Origin of the sequence: Phytohabitans sp. LJ34 (genome assembly GCF_052068095.1) — a bacterium.
GTDB lineage: Bacteria > Actinomycetota > Actinomycetes > Mycobacteriales > Micromonosporaceae > Phytohabitans.
In genome coordinates this window covers 28,859-55,128 of the sequence record NZ_JBQHDG010000040.1, presented here as the reverse complement: position 1 = coordinate 55,128, position 26,270 = coordinate 28,859, and the positions used below count along the sequence as shown (strand labels likewise).

Here is a 26,270-nt window from a genome sequence, read left to right as displayed (position 1 = left end):
CTCGCGGTGACGGCGCATCTGTCCGGTCTGTTGCCCGTCGCTTCGGCACGGGGCATTGTGGACAAACGAACTACGCGGGGTGAGCGTGACCAGCGGCGGACGGGTGAGGCCGCGGGAGCAACGGCATGGACCACAGCGGACATCGCGGTAGCCCACATCTCTATGACTCGGGCCCCTCCAGCAGAGGGCTGGCGGTTCAGGACAGGAGGGCCGCCGCGGCGGCGGTGCACTCGGCCGTGTCGAGGGTGCGGATCTGGGCGCGGACAGCGTCCAAAGCGGACGGTGCCACCGACAGGATGCGGCAGCCGACGCCGACCAGCAGCGGGATCGCATGCGGGTCGGCGGCCGCGTCGCCGCAGACCGAGACCGGGCGCCCGTGGCGCTCGCCAGCGGCTACCGTCGCCGCGATCGCGCGCAGCACCACGGGGTCGGCCGCGCGGGCCGGGGTCAGGGCGGGATCGAGGCGGCCCAGACCGAGCAGCGACGCGGAGAGGTCGTTGGTGCCGATGGAGAGGAAGTCGGCCGCCGCCGCTATCTCGTCGATCGCCTCCACCGCGGCGCCGGTCTCCACCATCGCCCCGAACGGCACGTCGGCGGGCAGCAGTGCGCGGATCTCGTGGACCTGCGTGGCCGACTGGACCATCGGCAGCATCACGCGCAGCCGGGTCCGCGAGCCGGTGGCGACGATCGCCCGCAGCTGGTCGGCCAGCGCGTCGCGGGGCGGCTGGCCCGCGTAGGACCGTCCGTCGAGGAACGGTGGCAGCTTGTCCGGCGCGAAGTCGAGCGTGCGCACCGTGGCGGTCAGGCCGGCCAGCGGGCCCAGCACCGGGCGGAGCGCGGCCAGGTGGGCGGCCTCGTCCGGCCAGCCAGGCGCGGTGAGGAACGGCAGCTCGGTCCGCACCAGGCCGGCGCCCTCCGCACCCGCCGCGACCGCGGCCCGTGACTCCTCGGCCGTGGCCAGGTTGGCGAGCAGCGTGATGGTCTGGCCGTCGCGGGTGACCGCCGGCAGCGTGCGGCCGGCGGCGAGGTCGGCGCGGTGCCGCGCGGCCGCGCGCATGGCCTCGCGGGCGGCCCGCTCCTGCGCGGCGGTGGGGTCCAGGGTCAGCGTCGCCCCGTCGAGTACGGCGGGCACGCCGTCGGCCGCGTCGGGGGTGATGCCGAAGGCCAGCGGCACGCCCAGCGCGCGGGCGACGATGGCGACGTGCGCGTTCGGGCCGCCGAGTTGGGACACCGCGCCGGCCAGGTCGTCGGCCACCTCCAGCAGGTCGTCGGCGCCCAGCTCGTGACCGGCGAGGATGACCGGACCGTCCACAGTGGCGCCGGGGTCGCCGTGGAGCGCGGCGACGACGCGGCGGCCCACCTGGCGTACGTCCGCCGCGCGGCCGGCCAGCGTCGGGTCGGGGAGGGCGGCCAGCAGGTCGGCGTAGGTCGACGCCGCCGCGGTCACCGCCTCGGCGGGGGTGCGACCGGCGGCCAGCTCGGCCGTCGCCGCGCCGCGCAGGTCGGGGTCGTCGGCGATCAGCGCCATCGTGGCCACGATGTCCGCCGGCTCGCCGTGGCCGTCGGCCCGGAGGGCGTCCGCCCGCTTGCGCAGCCGCGCCGCCACGACGTCGAACGCGGCGAGGAGGCCGGTGCCGTCTCCCACCCCGGAAGACAAGCCGGCACCGGCGCCCTCATTCCCCCCGTCTACATCGGACGGCGGGTGGTCGCCCACCCAGCGGATCCGTCCGACGCCGACCCCGGGCGCGCCGAGCACGCCGGTGTAGTTCATGCTGTGACGTCCGCCAGGGCCTTGAAGACGAGCCAGGTCGAGGTGGCGCCCGGGTCCTGGTGGCCGACGCTGCGCGGGCCCAGGTACGACGCGCGTCCCTTGCGGGCGTGCAGCTCGATGGTCGCCCGCATGCCGTCGGCCGCCGCCTCCGCCGCCGCGCGTGCCGCGGCCGGCAGCCCGTCGTCGGCCGCCTTCTCGAACGCGGCGACCGCCGGGCCGTACGCGTCGACGATGGTCTTGTCGCCGGGCACCGCCGCGCCGAGCTTCTGCACCGCGGCCAGCCCGGCCCGCAGCGCCGCGCCCAGCTCGGCGGCGTCCACTGTGGCACTCTCGGCGGGCAGTGCCTTGCCGATCGCGCGAAACGCGGTGCCGTAGAGCGGTCCGGCCGCACCGCCCACCTTGGACACAAGCGTGGTGCCGGTCTTGACGAGGACGTCGCCCACCGACGTCGGGTCGGCCGCCTCCAGCGCGGCCACCACGGCGGTGAACCCGCGGTTGAGGTTGACCCCGTGGTCGGCGTCGCCGATCGCCGAGTCGAGCTGGGTCAGGTAGTCGGCCTGCTCGGTGACCGCCGCCGCGATGGCGGCTATCCACGAGCGGGCGAGCGCGACGTCCACGTTGACCTCCCTGGGGAGCGGGCCAGTGCTACACGCCCCAGCGCAGCGCCGGGGTGCGGACCGGCGCGTCCCACAGGCGCAGGATCTCCGCGTCCGCTCGACACACCGTAACCGACATGCCGGCCATGTCCAGGCTGGTCACGTAGTTGCCGACGAGGTTGCGCGCCACCCGCACGCCGGCCTTGTCGAGCACCGCGGCCACCTCGCCGTACAGCAGGTAGAGCTCGACGAGCGGGGTGCCGCCCAGGCCGTTGACCATCACGATCGCCTCGGAGCCGGCGGCGAGCGGCTTGGCGCCGAGGATGGCGTCCATGGTCATCGCGACGATCTCGCGGGCCGGCCGCAGCTTTTCACGGCGCCGTCCCGGCTCGCCGTGGATGCCGACGCCGACCTCCATCTCGTCGTCGGGCAGGTCGAAGCCGGGCTTGCCGGCCGCCGGCGTCGTGCACGCGGTGAGCGCGACCGCGAACGACGCGGACTGCTCGTTGACCCGGGTGCCCGCGGCCGCGACCGCGGCGGCCGAGGCGCCGGTCTCGGCGAGCGCGCCGGTCACCTTCTCCACGATCAGGGTCGCGCCGGTGCCGCGGCGGCCGGCGGTCCAGGTGGAGTCCTCGACCGCGACGTCGTCGTCGACGAGCACCGTCTGCACCTCGATGCCCTCGTCGCCGGCGAGCTCGGCGGCCATCTGGAAGTTCATGACGTCGCCGGTGTAGTTCTTCACGATGTGGACCACGCCCGCGCCGCCGTCGACGGCCTGGGTGGCGGCGAGGATCTGGTCGGGGACCGGCGACGTGAACACCTCGCCGGGTACGGCGGCGTCCAGCATGCCGAGGCCGACGAAGCCGCCGTGGAGGGGCTCGTGACCCGAACCGCCGCCGGAGACGACGCCCACCTTGCCCTGCCGCGGCGCGTCACCGCGGACCACGATCTGCTGCGCGATGTCGACGCGGAGGTCGGGGTGTGCGGCCGCGACGCCGGCCAGCGCTTCGCGGACGACCGCCGCGGGGTCATTGACGAACTTCTTCACGGCCGCGCTCCTCTTCCGGAGGCTGAGACGTCGTTCAGCAATGCTGAAGTGTGTTCGGAACGTAGTCCGCGTTACGAGCGTGTGTCAAGCGTCGGACTCAGGACGCCGCGGCGACCCAACGGCGGGTCGCCGGGCGGCCGGCGCCGAGGTCGCGGGAGAGGTGGCGGGCGGTCTCCCGGACCGCCACGGCGAGCCCGTCGCGGACCTCGTCGTCGAGCAGTCGCTCCACCGGACCGACCGCCCCGATCGCGCCGACCACATCGCCGGTGTGGTCGAAAACCGGTGCCGCGATGCCCGCGTCGCCGATGGCCGCCTCGCCGTCCTCGACCGCGTAGCCCGTCGCCCGTACCCCATCCAGCTCCTGGGTCAGCGCGGACGGCTCCGTGTGCGTGGCGCCGGTGAGCGCGGCCAGCGGCTCGCGGAGCAACGCCGCGCGGTCCGCCTCGGGCAGGTGGGCGACGATGGCCTTGCCCATCGCGCAGGTATGCCACGGGATGACCGCGCCCACCTCCAGGATCTGCACCGCGCCCTCCGGGCGGAACGCGTGGTGCACGACGAGCACGTGGTCGGCCGAGAGCACGCCCACCCACACCGCCTCGTTGGCCCGGTTGGCCAGGCCGTCGGCCCAGGCCACCGAGCGGACCCGCAGCTCGTGGGTCTCCAGGTACGCGTTGCCGAGCTCGAGGAGGGCGGGGCCCAGCCGGTACTTGCCGGTCTCGTGGTCCTGCGCGACGAGCTGGCCGGCCTCGAGCGTGCGCAGCAGCGCGTGCGCGGTGGGCTTGGCGACGCCGATGCGCTCGGCCACCTCCGTGACGCCCGCGCCCCGGGCGGCGGTGCCGAGCACGCGCAGGATCTCGATCGCCCGCGCTACCGACTGCACCGCCATGTGGCCGCCTCTCCGCTCGAGTTCAGTATTGCCGAACGGTGTTTCTGAACATACCATTTTCGGTCATGACGAGATTCGTGGGCATCGTACTCGTCTCGCACAGCGCCGAGCTCGCCGCTGGCCTGCGGGAGCTGCTGTTGCAGGTGGGTGGGCGGTCGCTCACGATCGAGACGGCGGGTGGCACCGACGAGGGTGGCATCGGCACGAGCTACGACCTGGTGCGAGCGGCGATCGAGAAGGCGGACGGCGGGGCCGGCGTGCTCGTGCTCCCCGACCTGGGCAGCTCGGTGCTGACCGCGCGGGCGGTGCTCGACGACCTTGACGCGCCCGGCGCGGTGATCGTCGACGCGCCGTTCGTGGAGGGCGCGATGGCCGCCGCGGTCATCGCGGCCACCGGCGCCGACCTGGCGGCCGCCGTCGCGGCCGCGGAGGAGGCGCGCGATGTCCGTAAGCTCTGAGACCGCCGTGGTGCTCCCGGCCCACCTGCACGCGCGCCCGGCCGGCCAGGTGGTCCAGGCGGCGGCGCGGTTCCAGGCCGACGTCGAGATCGAGTACGGCGGGAAGGTCGCCAACGCGCGCGGCGTGCTCGCCGTGATGGCACTCGGCGCCACCGCCGGCACCACCGTGACCCTGCGGGCCACCGGCCCGGACGCGGCCGAGGCGCTCGACGCCGTGGCGGCCGTGCTCACCGGGGCGGAGTAGACACCCCTTTAGGAGGACTCGTGCGGCCCTCTGGTGGGGGACGTCATCGTGGGAGCGGCGGTACTAAGCTGCGCGGTGACGGTCGCCGACGCCCGCCGCCACCAAACGTCCGACAGGGGTCGGCCGGACAGCCGATCCGGCGGAGGGACTAGCCTGATGACCGTGACACGCCGTGCGAAAATTGTCTGCACCCTTGGCCCCGCCACTTCTTCTCCGGAGCGCATCCGGGGCCTCGTAGACGCCGGGATGGACGTAGCCCGCCTCAACTTCAGCCACGGCTCCCACGAGGACCACGAGTCGGTTTACCACCGGGTGCGCGAGGCGGCCGAGGCCGCCGGCCGCGCCGTCGCCGTGCTCGCCGACCTCCAGGGGCCCAAGATCCGCCTCGGCAAGTTCGCCGAGGCGCCGGTCGAGTGGCGCACCGGTGACACCGTGGTGATCACCGGTGACGACGTGCTGGGCACGGCCGACCGGGTCTCCTGCACCTACCGAAAGCTGCCGCACGAGGTCAAGGTCGGCGACCGCCTCCTGATCGACGACGGCAAGGTGGCCGTCGAGGTGACCGCCGTCCACGGCGAAGACATCCGCTGCCTGGTGGTCGAGGGCGGCCCGGTCTCCAACCACAAGGGCGTCTCGCTCCCCAACGTGGCGGTGAGCGTGCCGGCACTGTCCGAAAAGGACGCCGCCGACCTCCGCTTCGCGCTGGGCCTGGGCGCCGACATGATCGCGCTGTCGTTCGTGCGCTCGCCCGACGACATCAAGCTTGTTCACGCGATCATGGACGAGGAGGGCGTGCGCCGCCCGGTGCTCGCCAAGGTGGAAAAGCCGGAGGCGGTGACCCACCTGGAGGCGATCGTCGACGCGTTCGACGGCGTGATGGTGGCCCGCGGCGACCTCGGCGTGGAGCTGCCGCTCGACCAGGTGCCGCTGGTGCAAAAGCGCGCGGTGCAGCTCTGCCGGGAAAACGCGAAGCCGGTCATCGTCGCCACCCAGATGCTCGACTCCATGATCGAAAATTCGCGCCCGACCCGCGCCGAGGCCTCCGACGTGGCCAACGCGGTGCTCGACGGCGCCGACGCGGTCATGCTCTCCGGCGAGACGAGCGTGGGTAAGTACCCGGTGCTCACGGTCAGCACGATGGCCAAGATCGTGACGACCACCGAGTCCGGCTCGATCGGCGTGCCCCGCCTCCAGCACGACCCGCGCACCCACGGCGGCGCGCTCACCGTGGCCGCCTCGCAGATCGCGCGCAACATCGGCGCCAAGGCGCTCGTCGCCTTCTCGCAGACCGGCGACACGGTCCGCCGCCTCTCCCGGCTTCACTGCGAGCTGCCGCTGCTGGCGTTCACGCCGGTGCCGGAGGTGCGCAGCCAGCTCGCCCTCTCCTGGGGTGTCGAGACGTTCCTGGTGCCGTTCGTGCAGCACACCGACGACATGTTCCGGCAGGTCGACCTGGCGCTGCTGGGCATCGGCCTGGCCAACCCGGGCGACTACGTGGTGGTCGTCGCCGGCAGCCCGCCCAACGCGCCCGGCTCCACCAACACGCTGCGCGTGCACCAGCTCGGTTCTTTGGTCGACGCGGCGACGGCGGCCCGAAACAGCGGGCGTTAAGTGAGCGAGCGCGGCGAGCGGGCACGCCCGGAGACATCGTGAGCGACGCGGTCGTCGGCCAGGCGGCCGTCGACCAGCTCCTGGAGGTGCTCGACCTCAAGGAGCTGGGCCCGTTCAGGTTCCGGGGGATCAGCCCGCGGGTCGGTCCGCAGCGGGTCTTCGGCGGCCAGGTCGCCGGCCAGGCGCTGGTCGCGGCCGGCCGCACGGTCGACCCGGCGCGGCTGGTCCACTCGCTGCACGGCTACTTCGTGCGGCCGGGCGACCCGACCGAGCCGATCGAGTACCAGGTGGAAAACATCCGCGACGGCCGCTCGTTCTCGGTGCGCCGCTCGGTGGCGATGCAGGGCGGCCGCACGATCTTCTTCATGTCCGCCTCGTTCCACCGCCAGGAGGAGGGGCTCGACCACCACGCGCCGGCCCCGCCCGACGTGCCGCGCCCGGACGACGTGCCGACGATGGCCGACCGCCTCGCGCGCTACGCCGATCGGGCCGGCATCTGGGCGGCCATCCCGCGCCCGATCGACGTGCGCTACGTCGGCGAGCCCGGCTGGGTGGCGCCCGGCGACCGCCCGGCCGACCCCTATCAGCGGGTGTGGATGCGCATCGACGGCAAGCTGCCCGACGACCCGCTGCTGCACGCCTGCGCGCTCACCTACGCCTCCGACCTCACGCTCCTCGACTCGGTGCTCTCGGTGCACGGCGAGGTGTGGGGTCCGGGCGGGGTGGTGGGGGCGAGCCTCGACCACGCGCTGTGGTTCCACCGGCCGTTCCGCGCCGACGAGTGGTTCCTCTACGACTGCTGGAGCCCGTCCGCCTCGGGCGCGCGCGGGCTGGCCACCGGTCGCATGTTCACCGAGGACGGCCGGCACGTCGCGACCGCCGTGCAGGAGGGTCTGCTCCGCCGAGTAGGTGGATGACCGGTCGGCATTCTCGACCGGGATAATGGGATTCATGCGACTGTCTGCCCGGGTCGACTACGCGCTGCGCGCCGTCGTCGAGCTCGCCACCGCCGTCGAGGGCCCGCTGACCGCCGAGCGCATCGCGAAGGCTCAGGAGATCCCGCCCAAGTTCCTCGAAAGCATCCTGCTCCAGCTGCGCCGCGGCGGCGTGGTGCACGCCCAGCGTGGCCCGGAGGGCGGCTACTGGCTGGCCCGCCCGGCCGACAAGATCACGCTCGCCGACGTCATCCGCATCATCGACGGCCCGCTCGCGCACGTGCGCGGCCAGCGCCCGGAGGACCTCGGCTACCACGGCGCGGCCGCCGCGCTCCAGGAGGTGTGGATCGCGCTGCGGGCCAGCGAGCGGCAGATCCTCGAGCTGGTCACGATCGCGGACGTCGCGACCGGCACGCTCCCCGAGCGGGTGCGCGAGCTTGTCGCCGACCCGCGCGCCTGGGCCTGAGCCCCTGTGATCAAAGCTCCTCTCAAGCAGTTCTAACCGCTTGAGAGGAGCTTTGACCGCGGGGCGCGGCTCTCACTTTCCGGTACCGGCTTGACGGCGGCCGTCATATCCCTGATTCTCGACTAAGTTGACCGGAATTACCGAGGAGGTGGACAAAGTGCGGAAGCTGATCGTTCTCGCCCTGGTCGGGCTCGCCGCGCAGCTCGTCGACGGCGCCCTCGGCATGGCCTACGGGGTCACCTCCTCCTCACTGCTTCTCGTCGCCGGTCTCGCTCCCGCGTCCGCCTCCGCCTCGGTCCACCTGGCCGAGCTGGGCACCACGCTCGCCTCGGGCGCCGCACACTGGCGCTTCGGCAACGTCGACTGGCGCGTCGTCCGCCGCATCGCCCTCCCCGGCGGCATCGGCGCGTTCGCCGGCGCCACGTTCCTGAGCTCGATCTCCACCGAGGCCGCCGCGCCGTGGATGGCCGGCATCCTGCTGGCCCTCGGCGTCTACCTGCTGATCCGCTTCACCCGCCCGCTCGCCCAGCGCCGCACCCGCCGCCCGCTGGGCAGCCGCTTCCTCGCGCCGCTGGGCCTGGCGGCCGGCTTCGTCGACGCCACCGGCGGCGGTGGCTGGGGCCCGGTGGCCACCCCGTCGCTGCTGGTCTCCGGCCGGATGGAGCCCCGCAAGGTGATCGGCTCGGTCGACACCTCGGAGTTCGTGGTAGCGGGCGCGGCGAGCGTCGGCTTCCTGATCGGCCTCGGTTCCGAAGGCTTCGTGCTGCCGACCGTGGCCGCGCTGCTGGTAGGCGGCCTGATCGCCGCCCCGCTCGCCGCCTGGCTGGTGCGCATCGTGCCGGCCCAGCTGCTCGGCGCCGCGGTGGGCGGCCTGATCGTGCTGACCAACTCCCGCACCATCATGCGCGCCGTCGACGCACCCTCCGCCCTCCGTCCCGCGGTCTACCTGGCGATCGTGGCCGCCTGGGCCGCCGCGATCTACCTGGCCGTGCGCGTCCTGCGCCGCACCCGCGCGACCACGCCGGCCGCCGCCGCTTCCGCCGAGGAACGAGTGCCGGTCCTGGACGCGGCGTAAAGCGTCAAACCACCGCTTTTAGGATATTTGCCCCCGTCCGCGCCAGTTGCAGACCGTATGCTCCCGCGGGCACCGCTCCGGCCGGCGGCTCGCCAGGGCTCGCCGAAACCCCGGCCTCCACTGCCGGCTCCGCGCGCCAAGCCCCCACCCTTGCCCCAAGAGGGCAGCCCTCTTGGGCGTGAATTCCCGGCAGGGGTTCCGTATACCCGCCCAGACGGTGACAGGGCTGCCCTCTTGAGGGCAGGGCGGGAGGCGCGGTGCCCTCTTGAGGGCAGGGCGGGGGCGGCGTGCGCTCTTGAGGGCAGGGGCGGGAGGGGTCAGCGGGACCGGCGGCGGACGGGTGAGGCCGCGGGAGCAGCGGTCTGGACCACGACGGGCGTCGCGGTAGCTCAGATTTGCTTTTGAATCTCGGTTTCGAGGCCGCGCCCCACCTGGACTCCAGGCCATCGGGAGGCGCGGTCGCGCGGGGCGAAGCGTTTGACGAGACGCGCGGGCCGCGGCGGTCCGGAGATCGAATCGCGGACCGCCGCGGCGGTGGGCAGGTGCGTGACCGGTCGCGCCCGGCGGCTGTTTCTAGGGTGCGGCGGGGCCGGGGGCGGCGGCGCCCCGGCCGGTGAAGCCGGAGATGCTGCCGCGTAGCCGGAACGCCAGCACGATGTCCGCGATGCCGTGCGCCAGTGCCACCCCGGCCACGAGGGCGACCAACAGGAACGCCGAGCGTACCCAGCTGCCCGCCGCCCAGAAGCCGAGCAGTACCTCGACCACGCCGACGAGGACGGAGAGCCACCAGGCGTCGTTGACGGGTTTGGTGACGAAGCCCAGCACGACGTCGAAGAAGCCCTTGACGAGCAGGTACCAGCCGACGAACGCGGCCAGCCACGCGAAGCCGGTGCCGGGACGGAAGAGGATGATGATGCCGGTGATGGCGAAGAGTGCGCCGAGCAGGGCGTGCAGCCACCGCCAGGCGGGCGCGAAGAAGGCCATCATCAGCTCGGACGCCGCCGCGAAGAGGACGACCAGGCCGGCCAGGACCGAGACCGCCGCCACCGACGCGTTGTCGAAGCGGAGCACGATCCAGGCGTAGACGATCCACAGGATGCCGGTGACCAGGAAGAGCCACCAGGGTGCCAGCGAGCGGGTGTTCGCCATTACCCCATTACAGCAGTATTTGCCCGGATTGCGGCTGGATCGGCCGAAGCAGTTGACGCGCGCACCGTCAGGCGGGGGTCGAGGAGCGTGGCGGCCGGCACCTGCTGGCCTTCGAGCTTGCGCATGAGCAGGGTGACCGCCTGGTGCCCGACGTCTTCGGCGGGGATGAGCACCGACGTGAGCGCGGGGCTGGCCCGCTCGGCCACCTCGTCGGGGCAGATCGCCATCACCGAGATGTCGTGCGGCACCTGGCGGCCGAGCAGGGGGAGCGCGGCGAGCAGGTGGGCCACGGCCGCCTCGTTGTGCACCACCAGCGCGGTCAAGCCGGGCTGGCGGTCGAGCAGGCCGGCGAGCTCCTGCCGCACCGCGTCGAAGCTCTCCTCGCACGGCTGGGCGGTCGCCGCGATGCCGTAGCGCTCGGCGGTCTCGGTGAACCCGGCGCGGGTGCGGTGGGCGAAGCCGGTGTCCCGCTCGTACACCACCGCGGGCGCGCCGAGCAGCGCGATCTCGCGGTGGCCGAGCGCGGCGAGGTGGTCGACGCAGGCCGCGCCGGCCCGGTAGAAGTCGAGGTCGACGCAGGTGAGGTTTTCCGCCTCCGCGGGGAAGCCGATCAGCACGCTCGGCCGCTCCAGGTCGCGCAGCAGCGGCACGCGCGCGTCGTGCATCTCCACGTCCATCAGCACGATGCCGTCGACCATCGCGCTGGCCGCGATCCGCCGCAGCCCGTCGGCGCCTTCGTCGGCGGTCACCAGCAGCACGTCGTGGTCGAACTGGCGGGCGGTCGTCACCACCGCCGTCGCGAACTGCATCAGCACCGGCAGGTGCATCCCCGAGCGCAGCGGGAGCACGAGCGCGATCACGTTGGCCCGCTTGCTCGCGAGGGCCCGGGCGCCCGCGTTCGGGTGGTAGCCGAGCGCGCGGATGCTCGCCAGCACGCGCTGCCGGGTGGTCGCGGAGATCGCCCGCTTGCCGCTCAGCACGTATGACACGGTGCTCACCGCCACGCCGGCGTGCCGCGCCACGTCCGTGATGGTGACCATGTCGGCGCGCTTGGCGCCGCCGTGTTCAGTCACTCGACGCCTCCATCCCGCCACTGGTGAACGTCAGACAGCTCACCGTAGCGCCTGGCGCCTCGAACGACAGGTAGAGGTCCCGGACACCGGCCGCGCCGCTTACCGGGGCGCGCACCTCGACCCAGTCGTGGCGGTCGTTGGCGGTGGGCACGACGATGCTGCCGGCCACCGGTCCGGAGAGCGGGTCGTCGAGGCGCAGTGTGACGCGGGCGCCGGCCGCCTCCCTGGTGCGGCTGGTGACCCGCGCCGCCACCGCCGCCGCACCCGCGCCGAAGTCGACCCGCTGGAACCCGATCCAGCCGGCCGGCTCGGCCGCACCCACCGCGTCCGCGCGGCGCGGCTCGTCGTCGAGCAGCACGGTGCCGGCGTAGTCGTCGTGGTCGACCGCCCACAAAGGACGGTCGAGCGGCCGGCGCGGGCCGACCTCCTCGCCGCGCACCGACAGCGTCGCGGTCAGCGCGATGTCCGCACTGGACCGTCCGACCTGGACGGTGTGCCGCGCGGTCTCGACGACGCGCGCGCCGCGGGTGACATCCCAGAACCAGAGGTCCGCCGCCCGCAACGTGAACGTGACGGTCACCGTCTCGCCGGGGTCCAGCCTGATTTTCTGGTACGCCCGGAGGCGGCGCAGCGGCTGCTTGACCGTGGAACGGCGCTGGCGGGTGTACAGCTGCACGACCTCCTCGCCGGCCCGCTCGCTGGTGTTGGTGACGTCGACCGACACCTCGACGGTGCCGTCCACGCCCACCTCCACGGTGGAGAGTCGCAGGTCTTCGTACGCGAACGAGGCGTAGCTCAGCCCGTGCCCGAAGGGGTAGAGCGGCGTGCCGCGGTAGTACAGGTAGGTGGCGTCGCTGGCGATCACGTCGTAGTCGAGCAGGTCGGGCAGCTCGGCCGCGTCGCGGTACCAGGTCTGGGTCAGCCGCCCACCCGGGTCGGCCGTGCCGAGGAGCACGTCGGCGAGCGCGTTGCCGTACTCCTGCCCGCCGTGCGACGACCACAGCACAGCCGGCACGTGGTCGTCGGCCCAGCCGATCCCGTACGGGTAGCTGCTCGTCACCACGAGCACGGTGCGCGGGTTGGCGGCACGGACCGCGCGGATCAGCGCTTCCTGGGCGGGCGGCAGCGCGAGGCTGGCGCGGTCTTCGGTCTCCCGACCGTTGATCATCGGGTGGTTGCCGACCACCACGACGGCCACGTCCGCGTCGGCGGCGGCGGCCGCGGCGTCGCGCGCCCCGTCCGCGACGAGCTCGACCGTGAACGGCGTGCCGCCCTCGACCTCCTCCGCCTCGGCGCGCAGCACCCCGTCGGTGCCGGCTGTCACGTACCGCCCGGTGGCGAGGTGGTGCAGCACGACCTGACCGGCGGCCCGCTCCACGAGGCGGAACGTCTCCCGCACCACCCAGCCGCCGGGCTGGGCGCGGTCGTTGACGAGCACGCCGTTGTCGTCCGCGCCGACGTGCATGCCGTTGGCGACGGCCCGCAGCGCGACGACACCCTCGCCCCAGTCGAAGAGGTCGAAGTAGGTCGGGCGGCTGGGCGCGTCGGCGTCCGCCCGCACTACGAGGGTCTCGTCCGCCCACGCGTACCCGTCCGGGCCGCGCAGCGCGACGCGGTCGACGCCCTCGTGGAAGGTGGCATGCACGCGAGCGGCCAGCCCGCCGTACGCGGTGACCGCGTAGGGGAGCGTGCCGCTGTACCAGTCTTCGTGCAGCGTGTCGGCCAGCGGCCCGATGACCGCGACCGTGCCGCCGTGGAGGGGGAGCAGCTCGTCCTCGTTCTTGAGCAGGACGATCGACTGGCGGGCCGCCTCCCGCGCCAGTTCCTGATGCGCGGCACAGTTGACGACGTCGGCGGTCACCGCCGCGTACGGGTTGCGCTCCGCCGGGTCGAACTCACCCAGCCGGAACCGCGTCGTGAGCACCCGCCGCACCGCGCGGTCCACATCGGACTCGTCGACGAGACCGCGCTCCAGCGCCTCGGTCAGCCGCGCGACGGTAGGCCCCGAGTCGCCGTCGTCCTCGGTGAAGCTGTCGATGCCGGCCCGCAGCGCGGCCGCGTATCCGGCGGCGTGCTCGGCGTAGTAGCCCTGGCCGCCGGCGATGTTGGACGCGGCGGCGGCGTCGCTGACCACCAGCACCTCGCCGTCGGTCCACCGGCGCAGCTCGCCGTCGATCAGCGGGCTGAGGTGGGCCGGCCGCCCGTTCACCAGGTTGTACGACGCCATCACCGCCACCGCCGCACCCGCCTCGATGGGCGCCCGGAAGGCCGGCAGCTCGTACTCGTGCAGCACCCGCGGCGGCAGGTTGCTGGACGTGAGGTGGCGGTCGGTCTCGTTGTTGTACCCCAGGAAGTGCTTGAGCGTGGGCGCGGTGCGCAGGTAGGTCGGGTGGTCGCCGCGCAGTCCGGACGCGTAGGCGGTGCCCATCTCGCCGGTGAGCCAGGGGTCTTCGGCGTACCCCTCCTCGTTGCGGCCCCAGCGCGGGTCGCGCAGCGGGTTGACCACGGGCGCCCATACGTTGAGGCCGACCCGGGACGGGTCCTTGTGGTGGAAGCCGCGGACCTCGTCGCCCACGGCCGCGCCCACCGCGCGGACCAGCTCGGTGTCCCACGTGCTGGCCAGGCCCACGGCCTGCGGGAAGACCGTGGCGGGCCCGACCCAGGCCAGGCCGTGCAGCGCCTCGGTGCCGGTGCGGAACGGGCCGACCCCCAGTCGGGGGACCGGCGCCTGATGCTGGTGCAGCAGTGCGACCTTCTCGCCCAGGCTGAGGCGCCCCAGCAGGTCGGCCACCCGGGCGTCGAGTGGCTGGTCGGGGTCGCGATACGGCTCTGTCATCGCTATCAACCATCCTCTATGGACTTCGAAGCGCTTCGAGGAGCCAACGTCGCGGGGGAGAACCGCGGAGGTCTGTCTGCTCGAAGCGCTTCGACAAGCCGTCGAAGAAAACTCCGCCGCGTTAACGGGGTTTCGGCTGTGTTAACGCCCGGAGCCCTCTGAGACTCGCACCACATAGCGGCTCAGGTCAATAGGAGCGCTCCCAAGTTTTGCCAGGAAAGCGCTACCCCACAGGTCAGGCGGCTGCTGCCGGGGCGTCGGGGGCGCGCTGGCGGCGAGGCGTTCCGGGCGGATTTGCCCGCGTCCGCGCCAGCTGCGGACCGTATGCGCGGGGTCCCCGGGGGAAACGTGGAGCGCAGCGGAGCGTTTTCGTGGGGTGCTTCCCGCGGGCACCGCTCCCGGCCGGCGGCTCGCAGAGCGAGCCGCCCCCCGACCGTCCACTGCCAGGTCTCGCTGTGCAAGCCCCAGATGCCGGAGGCCCAGCGCGGCCTTCGGTCGTCGCTCGCCCGGGCCCGCGAAGCCGGCCAACGTTTGCGGTCACCGCACCAGGGACGCCGGATGGCACAGGCGGCGTGCGCCGTGGCGGAAAGTGTGGCCCGCCCCGAATTTAGGCTGTCGCGCGTATCGGAATCTTAGAATGTCGAAATTTGCGGTTCACCTACGAAACGGGACCTGATCGATCACCGTTTGGGGCAGCATTTTTCCGGCGGCTGCGAGATAATTATTGCGTGCGGCAGCTTCAGTTGTTCACTACGGCCGAATTGGCTGGGATGCGTGACCGCACCAAGTCGCGTAACTATTCTCCCGCGGGTGAGGAGTTTCGTCGCGAGCAACAGCGGGACCGCGCCTGGGGTCTGATTCAGCGCCGCGGGCAGCGTCTACGCCACCTGCGCAACACTTCTCGCGCGACTCCAGCGGCGGGCCTGCGGGAAGAACCGACCCGGTCGATGCCCACCCCGCTCGAGCAGCGACACCCGGAATGCCCGGCCAGGCAAGGTCCGCCTGCTGGGCAGGGCAACAGTCGCGAACACACCGAGTCGTCACAAGGGCCAATATCCGCGCCGAGTGAACGCCCGCCGGTAAGATCACGGCCTCATCCATCACCGCCGTTATCCGGCCGAACTGCCTCTGGCCTCGGGTGTCGGTCGCATTCCATGCCGCGTCCGCCGCAAGCAAATCACCGGCCGATCACCTCTGCGATTGATGTCGCGGCGAAAATAGCGATCCATTGTCCAAACAACTCGCCAATACGGCGTCCGACCGCACATGCGACGGTGGCTCGGAAACGCGGTCCGCCGTTGTTACCGGTGGCGCCCCGCCCACCGTCGTCAAGCGAAGCGCGACCCTGCCGTCATCGAGGTCGTCGGTGGCGTCGACATCCACCAGATACGTTCCCCTGCTGGTCTGGACGCGCCGGCACGGACGCCTGCGCCCGGTGGTGGTGGAGGAGGGGACCGGCGCCCGCGAGCAGAACGTCGAGGTAATCGAGGTCCACCGGCCCAACCGCGAAGACCCGCCGGTTCCACGGCAAGTCCGGCCGATCGACGCTATCCAGCCGGCAAGGCCATCCTGGCCCCTCCGAGCAGTGCGGCAGCCGCGTCGAGGCCCGTGCGGCGTGCGAGCAGGAGGGGTCGCGGGCGGTGTGAACGGGTTCAGGCGGGCAGTGGAGGGAGGTGGCCGGCGTCGACGGCGGCCAGGGCGCGGGCCGCGCCGCCGGTCGCCGCGGCGCTTGGGCCTAGGGCGGAGGCGACGAGCTTGCACCCGCCGGCGTCCGGGGCCACCGCGCGGGTTGCCAGCTCGGACTCCGCCGCGGGGAGGAGCCACGGCGCGAGCGGGACGAAGTTGCCGCCCAGCACGACCACGTCGGGGTTGACCAGGTTGGCCAGGATGCTCACGCCGTGGCCGAGGTGCCGGCCGACCGCGGTGAGTGCCGCGAGCGTGGCGGCGTCGGCGCGGCGGGCGCGGCGGACTACCTCCTCGATCTCCGGCGCGAAGTCGGTGACCGGGCCGTCGGCCTCGGCGTCGGGCAGCACGCGGCGGATGATCGCGCGTACGCCGGCGAGTGCCTCCAGGCAGCCGACGCGGCCGCAGGGGCACGGTGGGCCAGTCGGGTCTAGCTGGAGGTGGCCGACCTCGCCGCTGAAGCCTCGCCCGCCCCGCAGCAGCCGCCCGTCGACCACCACGCCGGCGCCGATGCCCAGCTCGCCGGTGAGGTAGACGAGGTTGGCCGTGCCGGCGTACGCGCCGTAGCGGTGCTCGGCCAGCGCGGAGAGGTTGGCGTCGTTGTCGACGGCCACGTCGTACTTGGGGTCGCGGAGCGCGCGCACGAGGTCGGCGCGGAGCTCGACGTCGCGCCACCCGAGGCCGGCGGCGAGCCGCACGGCGCCGTCGGCGTCGACGAGGCCGGGCACGCCGACGGTCACGCCGAGCACCTGGCGACCCTGTGCGGCGACGCGCGAGGCGGCCCGGGCGGCGAGCGCGGCGATCGTGCTGACCGCCTTGCCGGCCGCCGTTTCCGTGCCCGTGAACGCCCGTCGCCAGGAGAGCAGCTGCTCGCCGGCGAGGTCGACCGCGACGGCGGTCAGGTGGTCCGCGGCGACCTCCATGCCGATCGCCGCGTAGGGCTGGCCGTCGAGCACCAGCATCGTCGCCGGGCGGCCGATCCGGTGCTCGGCGAGCCCGGTCTCGCGCAGCAGCCGCCGCTCGATGAGGTCGGCGACGAGGCTCGAGACCGTGGCCTTGTTGAGCCCGGTGGCGGCCGCGATGTCGGCCCGCGAGCATGGCGCGTGCGTGCGCACATGGCGGAGGACGACGGCGAGGTTGGTGGCTCGCACGTCGGCGAAGTCGGCCGGCTGCGGCCCGCTCTGCATCGTGATCAAGTCAGCCCCGTTTCCGGCGTCGGTCAGGTGGTGCCCCGGGCTGGCCTGCCCATCATGCCGTACCGGGTCCGCCCTTGTGGCGGCGGTCGCCGTTGGTCTAGTTTGTGATTCGCGAGACTTTGTTTAGTCGGTAGACGAACTAACTACAGTCATACCACTTTTTGCCAATAGAAGGGAGTGCGCCGTGACTCCACCCCTCGCGGGCGCGGCGACCAACCGCAGAAGATTCCTCGGCCTCACGGGCCTCGGCGCCGTCTCGATCGCCGGTGGCGGCCTGCTCAGCGCGTGTGGGGAAGGGAGCGGCAACAAGGGCACCGCGACCGACACCGGCAAGGTCACCGGCGTGTTGCCGGCGCAGGGCAAGCTGCCGAGCGGCATCCCGCAGCCGGACATCACGAGCACCCGGCCGATCCCCGACGGCTACAACAAGTACCCGTCGAACCTCGTCGACCTGATCGCCGAAAAGCCCGGCAGCAGCGGCAAGGAGATCAGCGCCATGACGCCGGCGTGGGGGCCGGCGCCGCCCGGCCTGGGGCAGAACGCCTACCTCACCGCCGTCAACACGGAGCTCGGCACCCCGATCAACTTCTCCATCCAGGACGGCCTGACCTACGCGGACAAGCTCAACGCGATGCTCGGCGCCCGTGACGTGCCCGAGCTGCTGTGCGTGCCGCAGTGGGAGGTGGAGAAGCTGCCCCGCTTCACCGACGCGGTCAAGGCGCTCTTCGAGGACCTCACCGACTACCTGTCCGGCGACAAGGTCAACGCCTACCCGATGCTCGCCACCTTCCCGACCGGCGCGTGGCAGAACGCGGTGTGGAACGAGCGCCTCATGGCGGTCCCCAACCCGACCGACGGCCCCTTCCCGTGGGCGCTCTTCTACCGCAAGGACCTGCTCGACGCGAAGGGCCTCACGTACCCGAAGACGATCGACGAGCTGCTCAGCATCGGCAAGCAGGTGACCGACACCAAGAAGGGCGTCTGGGCGTTCAGCGACATCTTCGCGATGGTGCAGATGTTCCACAAGTCGCCGGGCTCGGAGACCGGGTGGCGGCTCAAGTCCGACGGAACGCCGGAGCACAAGTACGAGACGCCGGAGTTCAAGGCGGCCCTCGAGGTCATGGCCCGGATCTACAAGGACGGGCTCGTCCACCCGGACCTGGTGTCCAGCAAGGGCGGCGACGCCAAGAAGCTCCTGGAGAGCGGCCGGATCATCTTCCACCAGGACGGCCCGGGTGCGTGGCAGGGCATGCAGGCCCAGCAGCAGAAGGTCACGCCCGGCTTCAACCTCCAACCGGTGCCGATCTTCTCGGCGACCGGCGGCGACCCGCTGGTGTGGGGCGACGACAAGCCGATCTCGTACACGTTCGTCAAGAAGGGCCTCGGCAAGGAGCGCGTCGAGGAGCTGCTCAAGATCGTCAACTGGTGCTCGGCGCCGTTCGGCAGCAAGGAGTGGCACCTGCGCGAGTACGGCATCGAGGGCAAGCACCACACGATGACGCCGGACGGCCCGGTCAAGACCGACCTGGGCTTCAAGGAGATCGGTAACCAGTACTTCTTCGTGAGCGGCCGCAGCCCGGTCGTCCAGCCGTGGCCCGAGACGCCGAAGTACGTGCCGGACCTGCTGACCTACTCCAACGCGATGGTCAAGTTTATGGAGACCAACCCGTGGGACGGGATCAAGCTGGAGTTCCCGGCCACGTACAAGTCGCAGACCATCCCGTTCGAAGACAAGATCACTGACATCGTGCGCGGGCGCCGCGCGCTGACCGAGTTCGACGGGCTCCTCAACGAATGGAAGAGCGCGGGCGGCGGCAACGAGGCCCGCGACTTCCTGGCCAAGGCGCGGAGCGACGCCGGCAAATGAGTACCGAAGCACCCGTGGCGGCCGGGGCCAGCGACGAGCTGGCCCGGCCGCCCGCCCCGCCGTCGCCGCCCAGGAAGAGGCGGCGCGCGCGGGTGCCGCTGAGGGCGCGCCTCCGGCGAGACTGGCCGTTGCTGCTGATGGCCGCGCCGGCCGCGCTCCTGCTGCTGGTCTTCCACTACCTGCCCACACTCGGCAACGTGGTCGCGTTCCAGGACTACAACCCGTACGCGGGCGACGGGCCGCTGTCCGCGTTCCTGGCCAGCGAGTGGATCGGCTTCGGCAACTTCAACGACCTCTTCAGCGACCCCGCCTTCTGGGACGCGCTGTGGAACACGCTCACCATCACCGCGTTCCAGCTGGTCTTCTTCTTCCCGATCCCGATCGCCCTGGCGATCCTGCTCAACAGCGTGATGTCGGGCAAGCTGCGCGCGTTCATCCAGACGATCGTGTACCTTCCGCACTTCTTCAGCTGGGTGCTGGTGGTGACGTTCTTCGTGCAGATGCTCGGCGGCGCCGGGCTGCTGTCCCAGGAGCTGCGCCAGGCCGGCATCGAGCCGCCCGGCATCATGACCAACCCGGACACGTTCATCGTGCTGGTCACCGCCGAGTCGGTCTGGAAGGACGCCGGCTGGGGCATGATCGTCTTCCTGGCCGCGCTGGCGATGATCGACCCCAGCCTCTACGAGCAGTCCGCGGTCGACGGCGCCGGCCGCTGGCGACGCCTCTGGCACGTCACGCTGCCCGGCCTGCGACCGGTCATCGTGCTGCTGCTCATCCTGCGCCTCGGCGACGCGCTGTCGGTCGGCTTCGAACAGTTCCTCCTCCAGCGCGACGCGGTCGGCCGCGACGCCGCCGAGGTGCTCGACACGTTCGTGTACTACCAGTCCATCACCACGGGCAACTTCGGCTTCGGCGCCGCTGCCGGCCTCTTCAAGGCAGCGGTGGGCCTGGTACTGATCCTGGCCGCCAACAAGGTCGCCCACATGATCGGTGAGCGGGGGTTGATCTCCAAGCAATGACTACCGCCAAACGCGCTCCCTGGGAGGAGAAGCCGACGGCCGCCGGCCTGGCCGGCAAGGGCGCGGTCCTGACCGTGATGGCCCTGGTCGTGCTGATTCCACTGTGGTCGGTGCTGGTGACCAGCTTCTCCTCGCGCAAGACCATCAACGACGCCGGCGGCATGGTGATGGTGCCGAAGGGCATAGACGCGTCCGCCTACGTGACGATCTTCTCCGGCGGCATCGTCACCCGCGCACTCTGGGTCTCGACGATGGTCACCGTCGCCGGCACGATCGTGAGCCTCACGCTGACGGTGCTCGCCGCGTACGGCCTGTCCCGCCCCGGCTCGGTCGGCCACCGCCCGCTGCTGTTCTTCTTCCTGCTGACGTTCCTCATCTACCCCGGCCTGGTGCCCAGCTACCTCGTGGTCACCGGCGTCGGCCTCAAGGACAGCCTGTGGGCGCTGATCCTGCCGAGCGCCATCAGCGTCTTCAACCTCGTCGTCGTCCGCGGCTTCTTCCAGGGCCTACCTCAAGAGCTCATGGACAGCGCACGCATCGACGGCGCCGGCGAGTTTCGCATCCTGTGGCGCATCGTGATGCCGCTCAGCCGCCCGGTCATCGCCGTGGTGGGCCTCTTCTACGCGGTCGGCTACTGGAATGTCTGGTTCAACGCGCTGCTGTACATCAACAGCAACGACAAGTTCCCCATCCAGAACATCCTGCGCAGCATGGTCATCCAGGGCCAGTCGCCCAACTTCTCCGGCCAGGCGGTCGGCTCCCTGCCACCGACACAGGCCATCAAGATGGCGGTCGTGGTGGTGACGGTGGCCCCGATCGTGCTGGTCTACCCCTTCATCCAGCGCCACTTCGTCAAGGGCGTGATCGTAGGAGCCATCAAGGGCTGACATATTTGCCCACGTCCGCGTCTGGTCGCGCGCCGCATGCTCCCGCGGGCTCACCCGTCCGCGGTTGGTCGCGCTCACCCCTGTGCGCAACCGGCCGACAGGAAAGGGTGCGGGGTGACGGAGCTCGCGCCAGGCGGTGGTCGACGTTTGTCCACACGGTCCGCGGCTGACGCGGACGTGGGCAAATATGCCTCGAAGCAACGCCACGACGAGCGGCGACCCTGACCCCGAAAGGTCTCCAGTGCGGCGCCTCCGGCGGGTGCGGCATCCGCTGGGGGATCCAGGGAAGCTGGATCTGCGCCAGCTCCCCTGGATCTCGAGGGTCAGACGCCGGCTACCGAGCGGATCCAGGAGCGGTTGGCCGCCACGCTGCCGTAGTTTTGGTAGGTGGAGCCGTTGCCGGTCGAGCAGACACCGACCTGCTGTCCATTGTAGAACTGCGGGCCGCCGGAGTCGCCGCGCCAGGCTACGCCGTTGCCGCGGGTGCTGCGGATCGCGGGGCCGCCGTAGGCGTCGGTGGCGTTGAGGCTGGAGACCGTCACGGTGGCGGTCTTGAGCTGGGGCGAGGCGGGGCAGTTGGTGCAGGTGCGGCCCCAGCCGTAGATGTTGTTGGTCGAGCCGACGGGCGGGTTGCTGTTGGCCAGCGTCACGTACGTGGTCGAGACGCCGGAGCTGAGGCGGAGCAGCGCCAGGTCGTTCTGGCCGGCGGTCGAGGTGACCGTGCGGGTCTGGCCGCCGGACGCGTACATCACGCTGCCGACGCGGACGGACATGCTGCCGCCCAGGCAGTGGCGGGCGGTGAGCACCCACTGGGACGCGATGATCGAGCCGGAGCAGGTGAACGAGCCGCCGCTGAAGACGGCCGCGGCCCAGGGGGCGGAGGAGACGGTGCCGCCGCCGATGATGAATGGCTGCGGCGGGGCGGCGGAGGCGATGCTCGGCGCGACGAGCGCGCCGGCGAGGGCGGTGGCCGTGGTGGCCAGGAGCAGGCGGATGCGCACGACGGACTCCTTTTGGGGACCGACAATGGACGCATCACGTTATTGCATCTAAATGGCTCGATGCTAATACCAAACTGGTACTACCAGGAGCGTATGGGGCGCAGGCGTGGCACCCCCACCATGGCACCACGCCTGCGCAGAGCGATCAAGGCGTCAAAACCACGTGCGGTACGCCCTGACCACGTCCAAACGCGAGGGTCGCGTCCCGTACCCGCAAAGGACCCTCACGGGTCACGCGGAGGGTGTCGCCCTCGCGGACGGCGACGAGCTCGGTGTCGCCGTCGACGTCCCGCACCACGGTGCGGGCGTCGGTGCCGCCCCAGCTGACCACAGTGACACCGTCGAACGGGCCTTCGCCCACGGTGTCCTGATCGGACAGTACCGGGATCAGCGCGCCGTGCCGCACGAAGAGCGGGATGCGCTCGAGCGGGGCCGACACCCGCAGGTACCGCCCACCCTCGTGGGTCTCGCCGGTCCAGTGGTCCACCCACCGACCGGCGGGCAGGTAGACGTCGCGCTCGCCGGACGGGTCGTGCATCGGCGCGACGAGCAGGTCGGGGCCGAGCAGGTACTCAAGCTCGGCGCCCCACGCGGCCGGGTCGTCGGGGTGGTCGACGAGCAGCGCGCGCATCAGCGGGACGCCGGTGCGGGACGACTCGACGGCGCACGAGTAGATGTACGGCATCAGCCGGTAGCGCAGCCGCAGCGCCTCGACGGCGAGCCGTTCGGCGTCGGCGGGGAAGTCCCACGGCAGCCGGCTCGTCGTGCCGTGGAAGCGCACGAGCGGGGAGAGTGCGGCGAACTGGGCCCACCGCACGTACAGGTCGGGCGTCGGCGTGCCGTGGAAGCCGCCCGCGTCGTGGCTCCAGAACGGCACGCCGGAGAGCCCGTGCGAGAGGCCGCCGCGCAGCGTGCTGCCCATCGCGGGGTAGGTGGAGGCGACGTCGCCGCCCCACTGGGCCGAGTGCCGCTGGCCGCCCAGGTACGACGAGCGCGCCCACACCAGCCCGTGGCCGGCGACCTCGCGGGTGACCGCCGAGACGGTGTCGTTGAAGAGCAGCGCGTACACGTTGTGCAGCTCGGTGCCGGTCATCCCGTTGTGCGCCACCGCGTCGGCCGGCACGCCCTCGGCGAAGTCCGTCTTGAACGCGGCCACGCCCTGCTCCAGCAGCGGCCGCAGCAGCCGCACGAACCAGGCGACCGCGGCCGGGTTGGTGAAGTCGACGATCCCGGACGCCGGGTGGGAGCCGTGCCACACGTCGGCCACGTACGTCGAGCCGTCCGCCCGCCGCAGGAAGTAACCGGCCTCGGACGCCTCGGCGAAGGCGGGGGAGCCGTGGCTGATGTACGGGTTGGTCCACAGGCACACCTTGAAGCCCTGCTCGGCCAACGCGCGCAGCATGCCGGCCGGGTCGGGGAAGTTGTCCGCGTCCCACCGCAGGTCGGACCAGTGCCCGGCCACCTGCCAGTAGCAGTCGAGGTGCAGCACGTCCGACGGGATGCCGCGCTCGCGCAGCCGCCGCGCCCGGTCCAGCACCTTCTCCTGGGTGTCCACATAGAACCCCGAGGACATCCACGCGCCGAACGCCCACTTCGGCGGCAGCAGCGGCCGGCAGGTGATCCGGTTGTACCGGTCGAGCACGTCCGCCGGCGCCGGCCCGGCGATCACGTAGTAGTCGAGCACGTCGTCCGGCACCAGGATCTGCACGCAGCTGTGCGTCGACTGGCACATGTCGAACTCGACCGGCATGCCGCTGTCGACCAGCACCCCGTACCCCCGGCTGGAGAGGTAGAGCGGCACGGTCTTGTGCGAGCGGTCGGACTCGGTGCCGAACGCGTCGAAGTTCCACATCAGGGCGCGCTGGCCGCGCTTGTCCAGCGGGGTGAACTTCTCGCCGAAGCCCACGAACCGCTCGTCGGCGGGCGCGGTGAAGCTCTCGTGGTACGCCGCGACGGTGCCGTCGACGAGCGAGCGGCCGAAGGGGAGCGTGCGCATGCGGCCGCTGATGTCCCGCTCGCCGGGGCTCTCCTCCAGCAGCACGCGGCCGGCCGGGTCGACGAAGCGCAGGTGCCACGGGTCGAGGGTGAGCTCGGCGGTCACCGCGCCGGCGCTGACCCGCACGACGGGCCCGGCCACGGTCACGGTCGCCGGGTGCGTCTCGGGCCGTACCAGTGCGAGCGCGCGGGCCGAGCGGCCGCGCGCGTCGGGTGCCTCGCTCAGCCGTACCCGCAGGATGCCCTCGCCGGCGGCGCCGATCTGGATCGCGAGCGTCCCGCCGTCGGACGTCGTGGCCTTCACCGACACGCCGGAGGCGTCGGTGGTGACCAGCTCGGCCCTGGTCACGGCCGAGAGCCCCTGCTCGCCGGGCGCCCGGACGGGCAGGTCCGGCGGGTCGGCGACGAACGTCTCGAAGGGCACCAGCGGCGGTCGGTACGGCATGTGGGTTAGTTTTTCGTCTAACCCAACAAACTGTCAACGCCTCAAGGAGCGCCGATGGAGTGGCCGCGCGGGGTCGAGGGACTGTGCTACGGCGGGGACTACAACCCCGAACAGTGGCCCGAAGACGTCTGGCGGGAGGACGTCGCGCTGATGCGGCGGGCCGGCGTCAACCTGGTCAGCGTCGGCGTGTTCGCCTGGTCGCGGCTGGAGCCGGAGCAGGGGCGGTACACCTTCGACTGGCTGGACCGGGTGCTCGACCTCCTCGACGCCGGCGGCGTCAAGGTCGCGCTGGCCACGCCCACCGCCTCGCCGCCGCCGTGGTTCAGCCTGGCCCACCCCGACGCCCTGCCGGTGCGTGCGGACGGCACCCGCCTGCTGCACGGCAGCCGGGACACCTACTGCGCGAGCGCCCCGGCCTACCGGGAGGCGTGCCGGCGGATCGCCCGCGAGCTGGCCCGCCGGTACGCGGACCACCCGGGCGTGGCGCTGTGGCACGTGCACAACGAGTACGGGACGACGTGCCACTGCGACCACGCGGCGGGCGCTTTCCGGGCCTGGCTGCAAGGCCGCTACCGCACGCTCGACGCGCTCAACGACGCGTGGACCACGGCGTTCTGGAGCCAGCACTACGCCGACTGGTCCTACGTCTTCCCGCCGCGCGCCACCCAGTACCTGCACAACCCGGGGCAGGTGCTCGACTTCAAGCGGTTCTGGTCGGACGAGCTGCTGGCCGCGTACACCGAACAGCGCGACATCCTCCGCGCGGCCACGCCGGACGTGCCGATCACCACCAACTTCGTCTTCGGCGGGTGGGTGCCGGTCGACCACGCGCGCTGGTCCCGGGAGGTGGACGTGGTGGCGATCGACCACTACCCGTCCGACGCGGGGCCCGGGGCCGAGGAGGAGACCGCGTTCGGCGCCGACCTGGCCCGGTCGTGGGCCGGCGGGCGGCCCTGGCTGCTCATGGAGAGCGCGCCCAACCTGATCTACGCGGGCGGCCGCATGCACGCCAAGGAGCCCGGCCGGATGGCCCGGCACAGCCTCTCGCACGTGGCCCGCGGCTCGCGCGGCGCGATGTTCTTCCAGTGGCGGGCGCCGCGCGGCGGGGCCGAGCGCTTCCACTCCGCGCTCGTCCCGCACGCCGGGCCGGACAGCCGCGTGTACCGGGAGGCCGTGGAGCTCGGCGCCGCGCTGGGCGGGCTGCGCGAAGTGGACGCCGGCGCGGTCGAGGCGTCGGTGGCGGTCGCCTGGCACGCGCCGTCGTGGTGGGCGCTTTCGGGGCCGGGCCTGCCCTGGGACGGCATCGACTACCTCGCCGAGGTGCGCGCGGCCCACCGGGCGCTGTGGCGGGCGGGCATCACGGCCGACTTCGTGTCGCTGGCACAGGGCGGACCCCTGCCGTACCAGCTGCTCGTGCTCCCCGCCCACTACCTGATGTCCGACGCGGAGGCCGCGGCGGTGCGGACCTACGTGGACGGTGGCGGCCGCCTCGTCGCGACGTACCTGTCCGGGGTGGCCGACGAGTACGGGCGGGTGCGGCTGGGCGGCTATCCCGGCGCGCTCCGCGACGTGCTGGGGGTACGTGTCGAGGAGTTCCGCCCCACCGAGGCGGGGTGGTCGGAGGACGTCCACCTGGCCGGGGCGGCTTTCGTGAGACCGGGCGTCACGCGGCACCGTTTCGGGGCCGGCACGGCGTGGTACGTCTCGACCCGCCTGGACGACGCGGCGTACGGCGAGCTGCTGGCGGAGGCGGCCGGCATCCCGGTGCGCGAGGGCGCCGCGGAGCTGGAGCTGGTCCGCCGCACCGGCCGGCACGCGAGCTGGCTGTTCGCGTTCAACCACGGCTCGACGGCCCGCGCGGTGGAGACGGAGGGCACCGACCTGATGACCGGCAAGCCGGCCGCCGAGGTCCCCGCCGGCGGATGGGTGGTCGTTCGGGAGACTTACTGAAGCCCTTCGATATTGTCCTGAGGAAAGCCCTTGCCTTAGGATCGCCGGAGACGTTGGGAGCCGACTCCTCGTCTGTGGT

General features: G+C 72.2%; 20 protein-coding genes. 10 read left to right on the top strand and 10 right to left on the bottom strand.

The window, feature by feature from the left end; genetic code table 11:
* Positions 1-196: 196 nt before the first annotated feature.
* The 4 genes from ACTMTJ_RS43595 to ACTMTJ_RS43580 all read right to left on the bottom strand — a co-directional run bounded on the left by ACTMTJ_RS43595 (position 197) and on the right by ACTMTJ_RS43580 (position 4,301).
* Positions 197-1,771 (bottom strand): putative PEP-binding protein, encoded by a 1,575-nt coding sequence (locus tag ACTMTJ_RS43595; protein WP_441224773.1) that lies wholly within the window; start codon positions 1,769-1,771, stop codon positions 197-199.
* On the bottom strand, positions 1,768-2,388 hold the full coding sequence (dhaL, locus tag ACTMTJ_RS43590) for a dihydroxyacetone kinase subunit DhaL (RefSeq protein ID WP_441224771.1): 621 nt from the start codon (positions 2,386-2,388) through the stop codon (positions 1,768-1,770). Before dhaL ends, ACTMTJ_RS43595 begins: the two co-directional genes overlap by 4 nt.
* Positions 2,389-2,416: 28 nt before the next feature.
* Positions 2,417-3,415, bottom strand: coding sequence for a dihydroxyacetone kinase subunit DhaK (dhaK, locus tag ACTMTJ_RS43585; RefSeq protein WP_441224770.1), 999 nt, complete (start codon positions 3,413-3,415; stop codon positions 2,417-2,419).
* 97 nt (positions 3,416-3,512) lie between these two features.
* Positions 3,513-4,301, bottom strand: coding sequence for an IclR family transcriptional regulator (locus tag ACTMTJ_RS43580; protein ID WP_441224768.1), 789 nt, complete (start codon positions 4,299-4,301; stop codon positions 3,513-3,515).
* 65 nt (positions 4,302-4,366) lie between these two features.
* Here ACTMTJ_RS43580 and dhaM point away from each other — a divergent pair, with 65 nt between their 5' ends.
* From dhaM to ACTMTJ_RS43550, 6 genes are all read left to right on the top strand, one after another.
* On the top strand, positions 4,367-4,759 hold the full coding sequence (dhaM, locus tag ACTMTJ_RS43575) for a dihydroxyacetone kinase phosphoryl donor subunit DhaM (RefSeq protein WP_441224766.1): 393 nt from the start codon (positions 4,367-4,369) through the stop codon (positions 4,757-4,759).
* On the top strand, positions 4,743-5,003 hold the full coding sequence (locus ACTMTJ_RS43570; RefSeq protein ID WP_441224764.1) for an HPr family phosphocarrier protein: 261 nt from the start codon (positions 4,743-4,745) through the stop codon (positions 5,001-5,003). The genes dhaM and ACTMTJ_RS43570 overlap by 17 nt, the downstream gene beginning before the upstream one ends.
* A 156-nt stretch (positions 5,004-5,159) precedes the next feature.
* Positions 5,160-6,614: a pyruvate kinase gene (gene pyk / locus ACTMTJ_RS43565; protein WP_441224762.1), complete on the top strand. Its 1,455-nt coding sequence runs from the start codon at positions 5,160-5,162 to the stop codon at positions 6,612-6,614.
* 38 nt (positions 6,615-6,652) lie between these two features.
* Positions 6,653-7,531 (top strand): acyl-CoA thioesterase, encoded by an 879-nt coding sequence (locus ACTMTJ_RS43560; RefSeq protein WP_441224760.1) that lies wholly within the window; start codon positions 6,653-6,655, stop codon positions 7,529-7,531.
* Positions 7,532-7,565: 34 nt separating this feature from the next.
* Positions 7,566-8,015, top strand: coding sequence for an RrF2 family transcriptional regulator (locus ACTMTJ_RS43555; protein WP_441224758.1), 450 nt, complete (start codon positions 7,566-7,568; stop codon positions 8,013-8,015).
* 157 nt (positions 8,016-8,172) lie between these two features.
* The gene (locus tag ACTMTJ_RS43550; protein ID WP_441224756.1) at positions 8,173-9,090 is read left to right on the top strand and encodes a sulfite exporter TauE/SafE family protein; all 918 of its coding nucleotides are present in this window, start codon (positions 8,173-8,175) and stop codon (positions 9,088-9,090) included.
* Positions 9,091-9,663: 573 nt separating this feature from the next.
* On the opposite strand, the gene ACTMTJ_RS43545 is transcribed toward ACTMTJ_RS43550, so the two are convergent.
* From ACTMTJ_RS43545 to ACTMTJ_RS43530, 4 genes are all read right to left on the bottom strand, one after another.
* Positions 9,664-10,239, bottom strand: a complete 576-nt coding sequence (locus ACTMTJ_RS43545; protein WP_441224755.1) for an HdeD family acid-resistance protein — start codon at positions 10,237-10,239, stop codon at positions 9,664-9,666.
* Positions 10,239-11,312 carry a LacI family DNA-binding transcriptional regulator gene (locus tag ACTMTJ_RS43540; protein WP_441224753.1) on the bottom strand — a complete coding sequence of 358 codons (1,074 nt, stop codon included), beginning with the start codon at positions 11,310-11,312 and terminating at the stop codon, positions 10,239-10,241. The genes ACTMTJ_RS43545 and ACTMTJ_RS43540 overlap by 1 nt, the downstream gene beginning before the upstream one ends.
* Positions 11,305-14,148 carry a glycoside hydrolase family 3 C-terminal domain-containing protein gene (locus tag ACTMTJ_RS43535; RefSeq protein ID WP_441224752.1) on the bottom strand — a complete coding sequence of 948 codons (2,844 nt, stop codon included), beginning with the start codon at positions 14,146-14,148 and terminating at the stop codon, positions 11,305-11,307. Before ACTMTJ_RS43535 ends, ACTMTJ_RS43540 begins: the two co-directional genes overlap by 8 nt.
* 1,652 nt (positions 14,149-15,800) lie before the next feature.
* Positions 15,801-17,018: an ROK family transcriptional regulator gene (locus ACTMTJ_RS43530; protein ID WP_441224775.1), complete on the bottom strand. Its 1,218-nt coding sequence runs from the start codon at positions 17,016-17,018 to the stop codon at positions 15,801-15,803.
* Positions 17,019-17,211: 193 nt separating this feature from the next.
* On the opposite strand from ACTMTJ_RS43530, the gene ACTMTJ_RS43525 reads away from it, so the two are divergent.
* The 3 genes from ACTMTJ_RS43525 to ACTMTJ_RS43515 are packed head-to-tail and all read left to right on the top strand — an operon-like array spanning position 17,212 to position 20,800.
* Entirely contained in the window at positions 17,212-18,894 is a 1,683-nt protein-coding gene (locus ACTMTJ_RS43525; protein ID WP_441224750.1) for an extracellular solute-binding protein, read from the top strand.
* Positions 18,891-19,913, top strand: coding sequence for an ABC transporter permease (locus ACTMTJ_RS43520; RefSeq protein WP_441224748.1), 1,023 nt, complete (start codon positions 18,891-18,893; stop codon positions 19,911-19,913). The genes ACTMTJ_RS43525 and ACTMTJ_RS43520 overlap by 4 nt, the downstream gene beginning before the upstream one ends.
* Entirely contained in the window at positions 19,910-20,800 is an 891-nt protein-coding gene (locus ACTMTJ_RS43515; protein ID WP_441224746.1) for a carbohydrate ABC transporter permease, read from the top strand. Before ACTMTJ_RS43520 ends, ACTMTJ_RS43515 begins: the two co-directional genes overlap by 4 nt.
* Before the next feature lie 323 nt (positions 20,801-21,123).
* Here the strand turns inward: ACTMTJ_RS43515 and ACTMTJ_RS43510 are convergent, their stop codons facing one another.
* Together ACTMTJ_RS43510 and ACTMTJ_RS43505 are read right to left on the bottom strand one after the other, a co-directional pair.
* Entirely contained in the window at positions 21,124-21,801 is a 678-nt protein-coding gene (locus tag ACTMTJ_RS43510; protein ID WP_441224744.1) for a S1 family peptidase, read from the bottom strand.
* Positions 21,802-21,946: 145 nt separating this feature from the next.
* Positions 21,947-24,241 carry a TIM-barrel domain-containing protein gene (locus ACTMTJ_RS43505; RefSeq protein WP_441224743.1) on the bottom strand — a complete coding sequence of 765 codons (2,295 nt, stop codon included), beginning with the start codon at positions 24,239-24,241 and terminating at the stop codon, positions 21,947-21,949.
* A gap of 54 nt (positions 24,242-24,295) precedes the next feature.
* Between ACTMTJ_RS43505 and ACTMTJ_RS43500 the strand changes: the two genes are divergently transcribed.
* The gene (locus ACTMTJ_RS43500; protein ID WP_441224742.1) at positions 24,296-26,191 is read left to right on the top strand and encodes a beta-galactosidase; all 1,896 of its coding nucleotides are present in this window, start codon (positions 24,296-24,298) and stop codon (positions 26,189-26,191) included.
* Positions 26,192-26,270 lie beyond the last annotated feature (79 nt).